A 14,375-nucleotide genomic window follows, 5' to 3' on the forward strand; every position below is an offset into this window, starting at 1 on the left:
TATCAAAATTTAATTTGCAAAGATAAGCATTTCACTTTTGTTATGCTTTGTGTTTACAAATATTTAATACTTACAATGATCTTGTTAAAATTACGAAAAACAATAGCCAGGTTTGTTAAGAATGCCACCAGTTTTGTTTGATATTGGCAACAGCAATTTTACGTTTTAAAGTTTTTAAGAGCGCTGTTCCGAGAAAAATTCAGTGAAAATTCAGTGATTTAGGATTAATGAGGTGCTTTTTTTTAAGCAGTAATTTAGCATGTTTAAACTTTATTTTATATTAGCCTTTATATAAGTTGGTTTTTATTATTAATTAGACTCATTTTGGCTTATAGATTTTATTTATAGGTGTTGTTTATATGGTTTAAAACCAATTACATATATTTTTTATTTAAATTTATTCTTTAACTTTTTATGTGGATTCATTTTTTATGCTTTTAGTCAATTTTATATTAGTTTGAAGTGCTTCCGTGAATCTTATTTTAAATTTTCCTGTAACATTTTTTCCCGTAAAGCTACTTACGTTGTAACCAAACCAAAACATTGAATAAAGAACTCGAACATAGTTTTGTGGAGTTGCTGGAAAAGCATCAAAATATTGCGCATAAAATATGCAGGTTATACACCAATAATTATGATGCCCACAACGATTTGTTTCAGGAAATAACCATTCAACTTTGGAAAGCCTATCCTAAATTTCGTGGCGATTCAAAATTTAGTACCTGGATGTATCGTGTGGCTTTGAATACAGCAATAACGCTTTATAGAAAATCTAAACGTACCATAAATACACAGGATTTTGAAGGTGTAGCATTTAAGATTAAAGCAGAGGATTATGATGACACCGAAGAACAACAACTTAAGCTTTTGTACAAAGCCGTACACCAGCTAAACGATATTGAAAAAGCTTTGGTTTTCCTGTATCTTGAAGATAAGAACTACAGGGAAATTAGTGAAACATTAGGTATTAGTGAAGTGAATGCCCGAGTGAAAATGAACAGGATTAAAACGAAACTAAAAACCATTTTAAATCCGTAAGGTTATGGATGAATTAGAGTTATTAAAAAAAGGGTGGCATAAGCAACCAGGGCATAAAAAGCTTACCGTTACAGATATTTATCCCATGTTGCATAGAAAATCGTCTTCTATCGTTAAGACGTTATTTTATATTAGTGTAGCTGAACTAGTGTTTTGGATACTGGTAAATACCATACCGTACTTTACTTCAGATGCTTACCGCAAGCGACTTGATGATGTTTATACCGATGATATTCTATTTACCTGGCTTACTGTTTTTAGTTTTGCCGTAATTGTGCTGTTTATCTATTTACTTTACAAGTCTTATAAATCCATTTCGGTAACCGATAGCGCTAGACAATTAATGGAAAGTATCTTGCGCACACGAAAAATAATCAAGTATTATGTGCTTTACAATTTGGTTATGGCTGGCGTATCATTGCTTATTGGGTTTTATTTTGCATTTACCCATAACCCAGAATTGGCCAATCAGGTGGCGCATTTTAGTAAAGAGGAAACAATGATGGCTACGGCTATAATTGTCATTTCTACAGTGGTTTTTATACTTGTTATTTGGCTGTTCTATAAACTTATTTATGGTCTGTTGCTAAAAAGGCTCAACAGGAATTACAGGGAATTGAAAAGATTAGATGATTAGTAGTTGTTGGTGGTATTACCAGCTGTTGGATATTTTTTAACTATTAATTAAACCAAACGGCATAGCCTTGTCGCCTTAAATAAAGGGCGAGTTTCTTTTCTAAGTCCATAGCTTCAGCTCTCGTATCGATAGGATTTAGGTGGTTGTACAAGCTTGGGCGTAAATACAAACCATACTTTTGAACAATATTTGATGAGATTTTATAGCCCTTATTATTTCTGTAGCCAGTTTTGTGTTGTGTAAAACGTTCTTTAGGTGTTTTGCTGGTCATGCCAACATACAAGCATTGAAGAACACCGTTAAATTGAGGGTTAGCATGTCTGAATTTGGTGTTTTCGGTAAAAACACGCTTTGATAATTCTACGACATATACGTTGTATTTGGTTTTTGGCATATTTTGGGCAATCTTGAAAATTAGATTAAGCGTGGCGTGGTCGGGAATATTTTACAGCGATAAAGTTCCCTTTTCTTTCTTTAGGAGCTAACTACTTAGTAAGCGATAGGTGTAATGCGTTTAGATGTCTGTATAAAAAAAGTAAACCTTGGTGCCAATTTTATTAGCAACCAAGGTTCAATAACTAATTTTATTTTTTAGTGCTTAAATTATTCAATAATTCCAGCACAACTCACTCTTGCGCCAGCAGCGCCAGAAGGTTGTGAAGTAAAATCGTCTGCTCCGGCATGAACAATGATGCCTTTGCCTACAATGTTTTTTGTGTCGTCGTCGCAACCAATACACCATTCGTCTGTGGTGAACGAAATGGTACCATTACCATTTTCATCTGCATTAAAATTACCTATGTCGCCTTTGTGGTAACCTGCTGCATCACCCCATTTGCCATGTGGTTGTGCAGTAGGATTCCAGTGGCCGCCAGCAGATTTTCCGTCGGCAGACGAGCAATCTGATGACTCATGAATGTGTATAGCGTGTTGGCCGGGCTCAAGACCGCTAATTATGGCCGTCATGCTTACTTGGCCGTCTTCTTCTTTAAAAACAACATTGCCACTTACGTTGCTTTCGCTTTTTGCTGAAAGCGTCATTTTTATTTTTTTAGGTTTAGTGTCTTCCATTTGGGTTGGCGTTGGTACTGTTCCGGGAGCAACTATTGGAGCTTCCTTTTTTTTGTCTTTACAAGATATCAACCCTATGGATAATATTAAAAATAGTATGCTTATTTTCTTCATTGTTTTTTGATTTTATTGTTTCATTCGAATTTAACACAATATTGAAACAATAGCAAATTACTAACTGATATATATCATATTTTTAAAAAAACCATTACTATAATTTTGGCTTATAATTGTAAGGTATGTCAAATTCGTTAGTTGATAAATACAATGTGGCCGGTCCGCGTTATACGAGTTACCCAACGGTACCGTATTGGAATTCGGATACGTTTTCTTCTGAAAGTTGGGAGAGTTCGTTGGTTAAATCCTTCTGCGAGAGTAATGCAGAAGAGGGGATTAGCCTTTATATTCATTTGCCTTTTTGTGAAAGTTTGTGTACGTTTTGTGGTTGCAATAAACGTATTACCAAACAACATAGTGTAGAATCTCCGTACTTAGATGCAGTTTTGAAGGAATGGAAACTTTATCTAAAGCTGTTTGATAAAAGGCCAATTATTAAAGAAATGCACTTGGGAGGTGGAACCCCTACATTTTTTAGTCCTAGAAACCTTGAGCGGTTAATACGTAGTATTTTAAGTGAGGCTGAAATTGCGGAGAATAATGAATTTAGTTTTGAGGGGCATCCCAATAACACCACAAAGACACACTTGCAAGTTTTGTATAATCTTGGATTTAGGCGGGTAAGCTATGGTGTGCAAGATTACAATGAAACCGTTCAAAAGGCCATCCATAGAGTTCAGCCCTTTGAAAACGTAAAACGAGCAACAGAAGAAGCAAGAGCTGTTGGGTACACTTCAATAGGGCACGATATTATTTTTGGCCTACCGTTCCAAACACTTGAACATGTAAAAGAAACCATTTTAAAAACAAAAGAATTGCTTCCAGACCGTTTAGCCTTTTACAGTTATGCTCATGTACCGTGGATAAAAGGAAATGGTCAGCGAGGGTTTAACGATGATGACTTGCCTTCTGCAGCACTTAAGCGACAACAATACGAATTAGGTAAAAACCTTTTGGCTAGAGTAGGTTACAGCGAAGTGGGGATGGATCATTTTGCTTTAAAAACAGATGGTTTATATAAAGCTAAGTTAAGTGGATATTTGCACAGGAATTTTATGGGGTATACCGCATCAAAAACCCAGGCCATGATTGGGTTGGGGGTTTCGGCGATTAGTGATAGCTGGTATGGTTTTGCGCAAAATGTAAAGACTATAGAGGAATATTACGATTCGTTGGGTAAAAATAAAATACCAGTGTATAGAGGGCATATTTTAAATGGGGAAGACTTGGTCATCCGAAGACATATTCTTAACTTAATGTGTCATTTTAAAACATCGTGGCACGATAAAGCCATGTGGTTCGAAGAAATTCCAGATGTGCTTATAAAATTAAGAGAGATGGAAAAGGACGGATTGCTAAACATGAACAAAAATGGTATTGAAGTCACCCCTTTGGGGCAGCCGTTTATACGTAACGTTTGCATGGCTTTTGATGTGTTGCTGCAACGCAGGCAGCCAAACGCCCAGTTGTTTTCAATGACCGTGTAAAAAAATGTTTCACTAAAACCAAAACATCATGAAAACCATTATTGTACCTATAGATTTTTCAGAACATTCAGAATATGCCTTAAAAACTGCAGCCAAGTTGGCCAAAAAATTCGATGCCGAAGTACTGGCTTTACACATGCTCGAAATGTCCGATATAATGCTCTCGGCTTCCGACGGCATGCAAAATCAAAAAGCGATGTTTTTTTTGCAGTTGGCTGAAAAGAAATTTAAAGATTTTCTAAAAAAGGATTATTTAAAAGATGTACGCATCAAACCTATAATAAAGCATTTTAAAGTGTTTAGCGAGGTTAATGATGTGGCCTTAAAAAATAATGCCGATCTTATCATTATGGGGTCTCAGGGGGCATCTGGTATTAAAGAGTTTTTTGTTGGCTCAAATACCGAGCGTGTTGTGAGACATGCCGAAATACCGGTGCTTGTTGTTAAGAATAGTGTGGCCGATATTAATTTTGATGAGGTGGTGTTTGCCTGCAATTTTGCCGAAGAAACCATAGAATCTTATTTAAGAGCATGCCGGTTTTTCCGAAAACTTAAATCTAAAGTGAATTTAGTTTATGTGAACTTGCCCAACGAAAGATTTAAAAGTTCAACTGAAATAGAAAAGTTGGTTGTTAACTTTTTTACGAAAGCAGAACGCAGTTTAGAAAAAATGAACGATGTTAATTATGTTTCAGATTATACTGTTGAAAGTGGAGTGTTGAGTTTTGCAAACAAAATTGGAGCCGATATTGTAGCCATATCCACCCATGGCAGAAAAGGTTTGGCACACTTTTTTGAAGGAAGCGTGAGCGAAGATGTGGCGAACCACGCAACATTGCCCGTTATGACATTTAAAATTTAGTGGTTGATTATATATTTTGTTTTTGAGTGAAAAAGGGCTAAATAATTTTTTTAGCTCTTTTTTTATAGGTTGTTGTCTAATTTTAAGATAGCCAAAACATTAAAAAGTCCAGCTTTTGTATTGAAAAAGTCGTTTTCTAAATTTATAGCTTTTAGCTTGGCATCAATAAGTTTAGATTCTCTGGAATTGACCAAAAACATAGAGCTTTCCCCTAAAAAGAATTTGCGTTCTTCTGCCTTCAGCATGGTGTTGTAATCTTCAACCATAACCTGAATAAAATCACTTTGTGTTTTAAATGATTCTAGTTCTTGGTTAATGGCGTTAATTTTATTTTTTAGTGATACTTTAGTGGATTCAATTTCAAATTTAGTATCCTGTAATTTAATGTTCGCCAATTTTAAATCACCCCGTTCCTTTCGTAAGAACAAAGGGAAACTCACATTTAATCCGCTTTTATAAGCTGATGTGCTAAAGGAACGTGCAATTTCTGGTGTTTGGGAAAGAAAGTTGTACTGTAGGTCTACTTGCGGTAAAAGGTTGTTTCTTTTTAAGCGTTTTTCTAAGGTTAATTGCTGTAATTTATAATCTAGCGACAGAAGCTTTGGGTGGTTGTTTAAGCTCATGTTTTCTATGTCTAATTCCGATGTGTTTAGAACAATATCTATCGATTGTGCAGTTGTTACATCAGGAATAACGTTTTCTTTAATTTCGATGGGCGTGTTTTCGTTAAGCCATAAATAATTAGAAAGTTCCAGTGATGATTTGATGAATTTTATTCTGGATTTTTCAAAGTTTAACTTCCTGTTGTTTAATGCAATTCGGGCCTCAAGGGTGTCTATGGCCGGTACTTCTCCAACTTCATGGCTTTTTTTAATACCGTTAAAACGTATTTGGGCATTGCTTAAAAAATCTTCGTAAACCCGTTTTTCATTATAGATTTTTAGCCAATTGCAATAGGTTGTTGTGGCTTCGTACAAAATCTGGTTGACTAATAATTGGCGGTCTGCTCTGGCTTGTTTGGTATAGAGTTTAGATTGCTTGAGCATGGCCATACGTTTATTGGAAAGCAATCCTCGAGCCAATGAAACCGATACACCAACACTATACAATCCGTTGTCGGGTAGTGTTGATTCTGGGTTTAAGTAATAGCCCGTGTTTTCCTCAAAATTTCCCTTTAACTCAACGCCATACCAAGTAGGGATTTTAAAGGTAGCATTAAGTTTGTCGTAATATTCTGTGCCTTTAAAAGTTTTTCTGCCATAATCGACCTCTAATTTGGGGTCGAAAGCACCGCGTGCCTTTAGTAATTTTGCTTCACTTTCGGTAATTACTAAATTGGCCTGTTTTACGATAGGGTGATAGGCCTTTACGTAGCCAAGGTATTCCGATAAGCTTATTATCGTAATGTTGTCTTGTGCATGTAAGGCAAAGCCAAAAAGAAGGGTTATTTTCAAAAAAAGAATTCTCATTTTTTCGAGGTTTTATTGTTGGTTTGGGGCTGATAATAGTTTGGAGGGAAACTGTTTATTTGTCGCCATATTTCAAACCAAATGGGCACATCTTCCAAAAGAGCAATGGTACGTGCGCCAGAACCAACACGTATTGCTTCTGGCCATTTATAGTCGGTTTCGTCAGGAGCAAGTAAAACTCTATATTTTCCATTGGGACTAATGAAATTTTCGATTGCAACTATTTTAGCACCATAAGTTCCGTAACTGGCATTGGGCCAACCGCTAAAAACAATGGCAGGCCATCCGTCAAACTGTACACGTACTTTTTCTCCAATATGCAAAAGGGGTAAGTCGATGGGGCGTACATAAGTCTCTACGGCTAAATCGTAGTTTTGTGGCATGATGCCAACAAGTTTTTCGCCTTCCTTAAAAGTAACGCCAACACCGCCCATAAGGGCTTTATTGATATAACCGTTTTGGGGCGCTGTTACATAAAGCAGACTGTTTCTAACTCTATAATTGGAGTAAGCATTTTCAAGTTTTGTTACCTGGGCTTTGGTATCGAACTCGCCCGATTGCGCTGTAAACATGTCGCTCTGTGCTTTCGCTATTTTGTCGGCATATGCTTGGTTAATTCTGGAAAGTTCAATTTGTGCATTAAGAACTTCGTTTTTAGTTGCTAAAAACTTGTTTTCTTGCGATACGAGTTTGGCCTGTGTTTCCTGAAGTTTTAATCGTTTGTCTTCTACATCCCTAACTGCTTTAAGTCCTTCTTGCTGAAGCGTTTCAATACGATTAAATTGTTTTTGAGCTATTATCAGGTTGGTTTTGGCAGCCTCTAAGTCAATGCTGTCGCTTTGAACTTTAAGTTTGGCCTGTTGCAGTTTGTTCTTGGTTTGTTTTAGTTTTAATTGTTGTTCGTTTTGCAAGGCAGCAATTTGCCTGTTTAAGGCTTTAGCTTTGTCTTGGTAGGCGTTTGCCGAAGAAGTTTTCGCTTGTATTTGTTGATTGGTTCGTTCAACCAACTGGTCATCAAAATATTCACTTTTTATTTCTGAAATTCTTAAAATGGTATCACCCTTTTTTACAAAGTCGCCTTCTTGTACAAACCATTCCTCTATTCTGCCAGGAATTTGCGATTGTATGGTTTGAGGGCGTTGGCTAGGTTTTAAGGTGGTAACCATACCATTTCCAGTAATGTTCTGTGTCCATGGAAGAAATAAAACGATAAGCCCTATAATGGCAGCCGCTAGCAAAAATCTGTTGAAGTATTTGTAGTACGATTTGTCTAGTATGTTTTTACCCGACTCAAATTTAGTAAGGTCAACTTTTTTGTTCAGTTGGTTGTGGGATATATTAAGCATGGTTAACTACGTTTAAATTTTATGGTACCTCGATCTAAATTAATCAGCTCGTTACATTTGTCTATCCATGCATCGTTGCTGCTAACCACGATAAGGCCCCATGGTCTGTCTTTGTGCGTTAAATAATCTATAATGGTGTTCGTTTCGGCTTGATTGAACCTGTCTAACGCATCTTCCAGAATGAGCAATTTTGGGTTTTTAAGTATCGCACGGGCTAAAACGAGTTTTTTGGATATGGTGAACGAAAGTTGCTTGCCATCAGGGTAAAGTACGGTATTTAACCCTTTTAGTTGGTCTTTGATGAATGGCTTTAGTCCAACAATATCTAGAGTTTCGTAAATTTTCTCATCGCTTATTTCAGGGTTTCCAAACGTGAGGTTTTCTCTTATTGTCCCTTCAAAAGGTGTTTCGTCGGATAGGGAAAGTCCCAATTGCGACCTGTAAAAATTTAAATGCAAACTGTCAATCAACATATCGTTTATGTAAATATGTCCTGAGGTCGATTTCATAACACCAGCAATTAACTGAAGTAATGTAGATTTACCTGCACCGCTTTCCCCTTGAATTAAAATTCGACTTTTAGCATTGATTTTAAACGAAATATCTTTTAGAATAGGTTTTTCCCTATTGGAGACTTTATAGGAAACTTGGTCTAGTTCAACAGCAATATCTTTTGCGAAATTGGGGCTTTCGCCATTTTGACTTTCAAGCTCCTTGTCAACAATCTGACCTATTTTTTCTAAAGATGTCAAAGTATCATAGAAAGGTTCCAGACCTAAAATTAATTTTTCAACTGAAGCAATTATCAATAGAATAATGATTTCTGCAGCAACAAACTGCCCAATGTTCATTTCTTGGTTTAAAACCAAAGCGCCACCTATTAACAATAAACTGGCCGTTACAACCACTTTAAAACTTATCATTTGAATGAATTGCAGCATAAGAATCTTAAAATGGCTTTCGCGTGATTTTAAATAATCGTTTACTAAAGCATCATTCTTCTTGAGTCCTAAATTGGTACTTCCAGATAGTTTAAAACTGATTACCGTTCGCGCAATTTCTTGTATCCAATGGGCAACTTTGTATTTATTTTTAGATTCTTTAAGGCTGGTTTCAAGACCTTTTTGAGCCGTAAATTTAAAAACTACAAAAATGAGCCCTAAGAGTAGTATGCCGAATATTATAAAAAACGGATGGTAAAATGATAATAGAATAAGAGCGAAAACAATTTGCAAAACAGCTGTTGGTACATCAATTAATATTTTAGACAAACTTTTTTGAATGGTTAGCGTATCAAAAAACCTGTTGGCGAGTTCTGGCGGATAGTAATTTCTTAGTTCGGCCATTTTTATTTTAGGAAAGCGATAAGCCAGTTCGAACGACGAACGCGTAAAAATACGCTGCTGTATGGTTTCGATAATGCGTAGTTGCATTAACTGTAAGGCCCCAGAAAATGCCACGCCAAGGGTTACTATAATTACCAGTATTATCCAAGAGGTGGAAATTTGTGCGCCTTGAATTAGGTTGATAATAGCCTGAATACCAAGTGGTAACGATAGGGCAACTATACCGCCGAAAACTGCATAATAAAAAATTTGACGGATGTCGCGTTTCTCTAGTTGGAGTAATCCAATTAAGCGTCTCCAAGGTGTCATGTTGGAATGTTCCATAGTTAAGATTTCACGGTTTTAAGTACGAGATTTTTGTAAAATTCAGTTGGGGTTAAGCCCGACTTGCAGTCGGTAATAGATACAAAGTGGTCTTTTAAAAAATGCTGATGCAAACTGCCTTCTAAAATGGTGCTGGCCATACTCAACGGGAATTTGTAATTAGGGTTGTTTTCTAAAATCATTTCGCTAATTCGATGTACAAGGCGTTTGTAAACCACAAAATACCCATCTTTATTCTCTTGATCTACTTCTTTGGTTAAAAAAGATTTAGAGTTTTCGTTTACTATAATTCGGTTTAAAAGCACTTCGTTAATATGGGAGTAATTGGAATCTTCCTTTACACTTCGGGTAACAACATCTATAGCTTTTTCTAATTTTTCTTCAGGCTTTAAGCTGTACGTTTCAAAAACTAATTGGTACTCTATCCACGCCCAGTACCAAGAGGATAGATATAAAAGTAGCTTGTGCTTGCTTTCAAAATAACGGTAAATTGAGCTTTCGTTAGATCCTATTGCTGCGCCAAGTTTTTTGAATGTAAAACTATCAAAACCAAGTTGGTCTATTAAAAGGATACCATGCTCTACGATGCGTTTTCCTAAATCTGAAGATTCTGGGTCTTTTACATAGATTTTTTCAGGAACCGAAATCTTTAAATTAGAGAGTAAGTTTTTCATTATTAAAAAATATACTCACAAATATAATAGTAATACTATTAAAATAAAATGTAAAACTATCAATTTTACTGATGCACGATCATAAAATCTTATATCATGGTAAAATTAATTAGGTTTTGAAGCAGATTTAGTGACAGTTCATTGTATTAATGACCATATCTTGCATGGGGGCAGGAGAGAGGTAAGGTATGCCTAAGCCTAAACCACGCAGAATAAATAATGCGCCAATAAAAACAACAAAAACAGGGATGGCTTTTTGAATACGCTTTCTGGCAGTGCCCTTTAAAAATTGACTGAAATAAATAGCAGATGTCATCAAAGGAATAGTTCCTAACCCAAAAGCAGCCATATATAAGCTGCCGTTTATGGCATTGCCACTAGCAATAGCGGCAAAAACTGACATGTAAACCAATCCGCAAGGTAAAAATCCGTTTAAAAAGCCAATAGTTAAAAAGGTATCGGTTCTTTTGCTTTTTAGGGCTTGCCCTAAAGAAGATTTTACTTTACCAATTAGTCTGTAAATTGGTTTGGAAACATTGTATTTGTTGAGCCATTTTTGAGGAATTAAAACGACCAAAATCATTATAATACCTATAAATATGGATAGCTGTTGCTGAAATCCAAAAATATACAGACTTTTACCGATGAGGCCAAAAATTAAGCCGATTATGCTGTAAGAAAGCAATCTACCAATATGGTAAACGGTAATTTGCCAGATTTTTTTAATGGTATTGCTTCGGTCTACGGGTAGCATAAATGCAATAGGGCCGCACATTCCCGCGCAGTGGAAACTGCCCAAAAGCCCTAAAACCAATGCCGAAATTAACATATCAATAGTTTATTGTTTCTTTGTATAAATAGGCGTTGCCCTTGTATTGCCAATCTATTTTAATGTTCCAACGGCCATCTACCAAACGTTTGTCAGGTATGAGCAAATATGGTTTGGACAATGAAATGTCGGTTTCAAAGTCCAGTTGTTTGTTAGATGGCCTATATAGGAACATTTTTCCTGTAATTTCTTTATGATCAATCTTACTGGGGAAGTAAATAACCAACCCTTCGGTTACATGCTTGTATGTTATATTTTCACTAAGTTTATTAGCGTTTTGTAGTTTGTTAATGTCCTTTTGATAGTTCAGTTCTTCGGCATAGTAATCTTCGGTCACTAAATCGTGGTCGTACTTGCTGTTTACGTTCATTGTAATAATAAAGTACATAATGAAGCTTATAAAGCCTACAAAAGCAATTACAATTCCCGTTCCCCAATTTATTTTCATAATCTTGTTACCTGTTTAACCAGGGTTTTTTAATTCTTGATTTCTTATTTTTATCTAAAACTCCGAGGTCCCAAGAAGTTTGCTGTTGTTGTTTCAATAAGTGTATCGTCTTCGTAAACCCCAATTTTTATTTTATTTCTGTCGCCCGATAGGGCAGAGTTATTAATTTCTATAAAAAGTGTGCCTTCGGCTATTCCTTGCTTCGGAACGTTTAAGTTTTCAGTCGTTGAAACCAATTTTAATTTGCCTTTATGAGAAAGCAATTTTAAACTAACGTTAGAAATATCTTCGGTAGTTTTATTTACCAGTTTATAGGTAAAAACATTGCTTATTATGTTGTTATCTTTGTGTTCGTATAATTGCCCAGGTAACCGTAGCACATTGGCCTCTATGTCGTTTCTTAAAAACAGCATACCTGTTAAAAGGCCTATAAGGATGGTTAAAACGGCAATGTAACCTTTCATCCTAGCGGTTAATTTGAAAGGGATTTTCTTTTCTATATTTTCTTCGCTGGCATATCTAATTAACCCTTTGGGTTTGTTGATGCTTTCCATAATATGATCGCACTCATCGATACAAGCGGTGCAGTTTACACATTCCAATTGTGTGCCGTTTCTAATGTCGATACCTGTGGGGCAAACATGCACGCATTGTAAACAATCAATACAATCACCAAAGCCCAGCGCCTCGCGGTCTTCATTTTTTCTAAACTTTTTTCTTCCGTTTTCAGCTTCACCTCTTTTGTGGTCGTAGGCTACAACAATGGACTTTGTATCTAAAAGTACGCCTTGTAACCTACCGTAAGGACAGGCTATTATACAAACTTGCTCTCTAAACCATGCGAAAACAAAGTAAAATACTGCTGTAAAAATCAGCAAAGGGAAAAGCGTTCCCAAATGACTAAAGGGACCGTCTGTGATGTATTTTAATAGTTTATCACTGCCAATTAAGTAGGCCAAAAATATGTTAGCGATTAAGAATGAAATCACTAAAAATATAAACCATTTTAAAAGGCGCTTTCTTATTTTTTCGGCATCCCATTTTTGTCGGTCTAATTTTCGCTGTTTGTTACGGTCGCCATCAATCCAGTATTCAATTCTTCTAAAAACCATTTCCATAAAAATGGTTTGTGGGCAAATCCAACCACAAAAGATGCGTCCAAAACCAACTGTAAAGAGCGTGATGAATACTACACCAATTAGCATTGAGATAACAAACAAGTGAAAATCTTGAGGCCAAAAAGGGAAACCGAAAATATTGAATCGGCGTTCAAGCACGTTGAACATCAAAAATTGGTTACCGTTAATTTTAATGAAAGGTGAAATGAATAAAAACGCCAACAAGAAGTAACTAACCCATTTTCTGTAGTCGTAAAACCTTCCATTGGGTTTTTTAGGGTAAACCCAGGCGCGCTTACCTTCTTCGGTAACGGTGCCAATGGAGTCTCTAAATACTTCGTTGTCTGGGGTTCCCATAGTTAATATGGCGTTTTTAAAACCTGCCGGGTGAATAGTTAAAACCCGACAGGTTTTGTTGTTTAGTTTGAAGTTGTTTGCTAATTACTTGATTGGAGGGTTACCGTAGAATCAACTTCTATAACCTCTTTTTCTATTGTTGCAGGAACTTCTAAATCTTCAATATTAGTTTCGTCTGTAGTCCATAAATCGCCTTGAGGTGCTTTTGGTTCAGCAGGTGTTGTTCCTTGAAATTGTAACACATAACTGGCTACTTGGGCCATTTCGTAGGGTTTGAGGTTTTGTTTCCAAGCAATCATTCCTTTACCGGACCGACCACCTTCCGAAATGGTTTTAAATACATTTTTAATGCCACCGCCCAATATCCAATATTGGTCTGTTAAATTGGGGCCAATACCGCCTCCTCCATCGGCCTTGTGACAGGCCACACAGTTTTCGTTAAATATGGTTTCGCCAGCTTTTAAGTCGGCCGCATCCGTTAATATTTCAACCGTGTTGAAATCTACTAAATCTTTCGCTGTTTTTTTGTATTCTTCAAGGTCGATTTTAGCTTGGGCTAATTCGGTTTCCAGCTCATCAAATTGCCCTTCGCCATCAAACACGTGGTATCTTAATAAATATGCCGCCGCAAATATAATTGACGCATAAAATCCATACAGCCACCACGGTGGTAAACTGTTGTCGAGTTCTTTGATGCCATCATAATTATGATCTAGGATAATTTCGCCTTCTTTTTCAATAGGTTTTTGCCCCAAAAGTTTCAAATAGATTTTTTTAAGCCAATTGAAATTAAAAGCATTTTCTTTTTCGGCCAAAAAGCGGGCTTTGGCTTCCTCGTCTAATTTATGCAGCATCACATTTTCCAAGGCACCAATAATAGCTTCTATGGCTATTAATATTAGCAACACTAAGAGTAAAAATAAAAGTACTGCCGGATACTCTACAAAAGCGGGTTGGTTACCTGAGTCCACAAAGAATTCTGTGGCAGCAAAAATGATAAAAAACGCTACTGGAACTCGTATCCAAGATGGAATAAATTGTCTCATAATGTGTTGTCGTTTTGGTTGTCTAATGGAATGTTGCTTACGGTATTTATGTATTCTTTTTTAGCGGTAAACACCCACCAAAAAAGCACTAGAAAAAAGGTGAAAAATATGAGTAGGGATATTATGGGGTATATTTCAATACCCGTAATACTTTCCATATGGTTTTTTACAAATTTTAACATGGTTTGTATTGTTTGTTTTGATGG

15 protein-coding genes are annotated in these 14,375 nt (G+C 36.2%); 4 read left to right on the forward strand and 11 right to left on the reverse strand.

What is annotated here, in order from left to right:
• Nucleotides 1-543: 543 nt before the first annotated feature.
• Together GSB9_00085 and GSB9_00086 are read left to right on the forward strand one after the other, a co-directional pair.
• Nucleotides 544-1,038 carry a sigma-70 family RNA polymerase sigma factor gene (locus GSB9_00085; protein UKM63542.1) on the forward strand — a complete coding sequence of 165 codons (495 nt, stop codon included), beginning with the start codon at nucleotides 544-546 and terminating at the stop codon, nucleotides 1,036-1,038.
• A gap of 4 nt (nucleotides 1,039-1,042) precedes the next feature.
• The gene (locus GSB9_00086) at nucleotides 1,043-1,675 is read left to right on the forward strand and encodes a hypothetical protein (GenBank protein UKM63543.1); all 633 of its coding nucleotides are present in this window, start codon (nucleotides 1,043-1,045) and stop codon (nucleotides 1,673-1,675) included.
• Between the two features lie 43 nt (nucleotides 1,676-1,718).
• Here GSB9_00086 and GSB9_00087 read toward each other — a convergent pair whose 3' ends face one another.
• Entirely contained in the window at nucleotides 1,719-2,069 is a 351-nt protein-coding gene (locus tag GSB9_00087; GenBank protein ID UKM63544.1) for a ribose-5-phosphate isomerase, read from the reverse strand.
• A 209-nt stretch (nucleotides 2,070-2,278) separates the two neighbouring features.
• Complete coding sequence (locus tag GSB9_00088) at nucleotides 2,279-2,860, reverse strand: superoxide dismutase family protein (GenBank protein UKM63545.1); 582 nt, start codon at nucleotides 2,858-2,860, stop codon at nucleotides 2,279-2,281.
• Between the two features lie 125 nt (nucleotides 2,861-2,985).
• Between GSB9_00088 and hemN the strand changes: the two genes are divergently transcribed.
• Nucleotides 2,986-4,350 (forward strand): oxygen-independent coproporphyrinogen III oxidase, encoded by a 1,365-nt coding sequence (hemN, locus tag GSB9_00089; protein UKM63546.1) that lies wholly within the window; start codon nucleotides 2,986-2,988, stop codon nucleotides 4,348-4,350.
• A gap of 28 nt (nucleotides 4,351-4,378) precedes the next feature.
• The gene (locus tag GSB9_00090; protein UKM63547.1) at nucleotides 4,379-5,212 is read left to right on the forward strand and encodes a universal stress protein; all 834 of its coding nucleotides are present in this window, start codon (nucleotides 4,379-4,381) and stop codon (nucleotides 5,210-5,212) included.
• Between the two features lie 62 nt (nucleotides 5,213-5,274).
• Here the strand turns inward: GSB9_00090 and GSB9_00091 are convergent, their stop codons facing one another.
• From GSB9_00091 to GSB9_00099, 9 genes are all read right to left on the reverse strand, one after another.
• Complete coding sequence (locus GSB9_00091; GenBank protein UKM63548.1) at nucleotides 5,275-6,681, reverse strand: TolC family protein; 1,407 nt, start codon at nucleotides 6,679-6,681, stop codon at nucleotides 5,275-5,277.
• Nucleotides 6,678-8,027, reverse strand: coding sequence for an HlyD family secretion protein (locus GSB9_00092; protein UKM63549.1), 1,350 nt, complete (start codon nucleotides 8,025-8,027; stop codon nucleotides 6,678-6,680). The genes GSB9_00091 and GSB9_00092 overlap by 4 nt, the downstream gene beginning before the upstream one ends.
• Before the next feature lie 2 nt (nucleotides 8,028-8,029).
• Nucleotides 8,030-9,697, reverse strand: coding sequence for an ATP-binding cassette domain-containing protein (locus GSB9_00093; GenBank protein UKM63550.1), 1,668 nt, complete (start codon nucleotides 9,695-9,697; stop codon nucleotides 8,030-8,032).
• Between the two features lie 2 nt (nucleotides 9,698-9,699).
• Nucleotides 9,700-10,371, reverse strand: coding sequence for a TetR/AcrR family transcriptional regulator (locus GSB9_00094; GenBank protein UKM63551.1), 672 nt, complete (start codon nucleotides 10,369-10,371; stop codon nucleotides 9,700-9,702).
• A 127-nt stretch (nucleotides 10,372-10,498) separates the two neighbouring features.
• Nucleotides 10,499-11,200 carry a sulfite exporter TauE/SafE family protein gene (locus GSB9_00095; protein ID UKM63552.1) on the reverse strand — a complete coding sequence of 234 codons (702 nt, stop codon included), beginning with the start codon at nucleotides 11,198-11,200 and terminating at the stop codon, nucleotides 10,499-10,501.
• Nucleotide 11,201: 1 nt separating this feature from the next.
• Complete coding sequence (locus GSB9_00096; protein UKM63553.1) at nucleotides 11,202-11,648, reverse strand: FixH family protein; 447 nt, start codon at nucleotides 11,646-11,648, stop codon at nucleotides 11,202-11,204.
• A gap of 50 nt (nucleotides 11,649-11,698) precedes the next feature.
• Nucleotides 11,699-13,123: a cytochrome c oxidase accessory protein CcoG gene (gene ccoG / locus GSB9_00097; protein ID UKM63554.1), complete on the reverse strand. Its 1,425-nt coding sequence runs from the start codon at nucleotides 13,121-13,123 to the stop codon at nucleotides 11,699-11,701.
• Between the two features lie 80 nt (nucleotides 13,124-13,203).
• Entirely contained in the window at nucleotides 13,204-14,169 is a 966-nt protein-coding gene (locus GSB9_00098) for a c-type cytochrome (GenBank protein ID UKM63555.1), read from the reverse strand.
• Nucleotides 14,166-14,351 (reverse strand): CcoQ/FixQ family Cbb3-type cytochrome c oxidase assembly chaperone, encoded by a 186-nt coding sequence (locus tag GSB9_00099; GenBank protein UKM63556.2) that lies wholly within the window; start codon nucleotides 14,349-14,351, stop codon nucleotides 14,166-14,168. Before GSB9_00099 ends, GSB9_00098 begins: the two co-directional genes overlap by 4 nt.
• Nucleotides 14,352-14,375: the final 24 nt, after the last annotated feature.

The organism is Flavobacteriaceae bacterium GSB9, assembly GCA_022749295.1.
GTDB lineage: Bacteria > Bacteroidota > Bacteroidia > Flavobacteriales > Flavobacteriaceae > Flavisericum.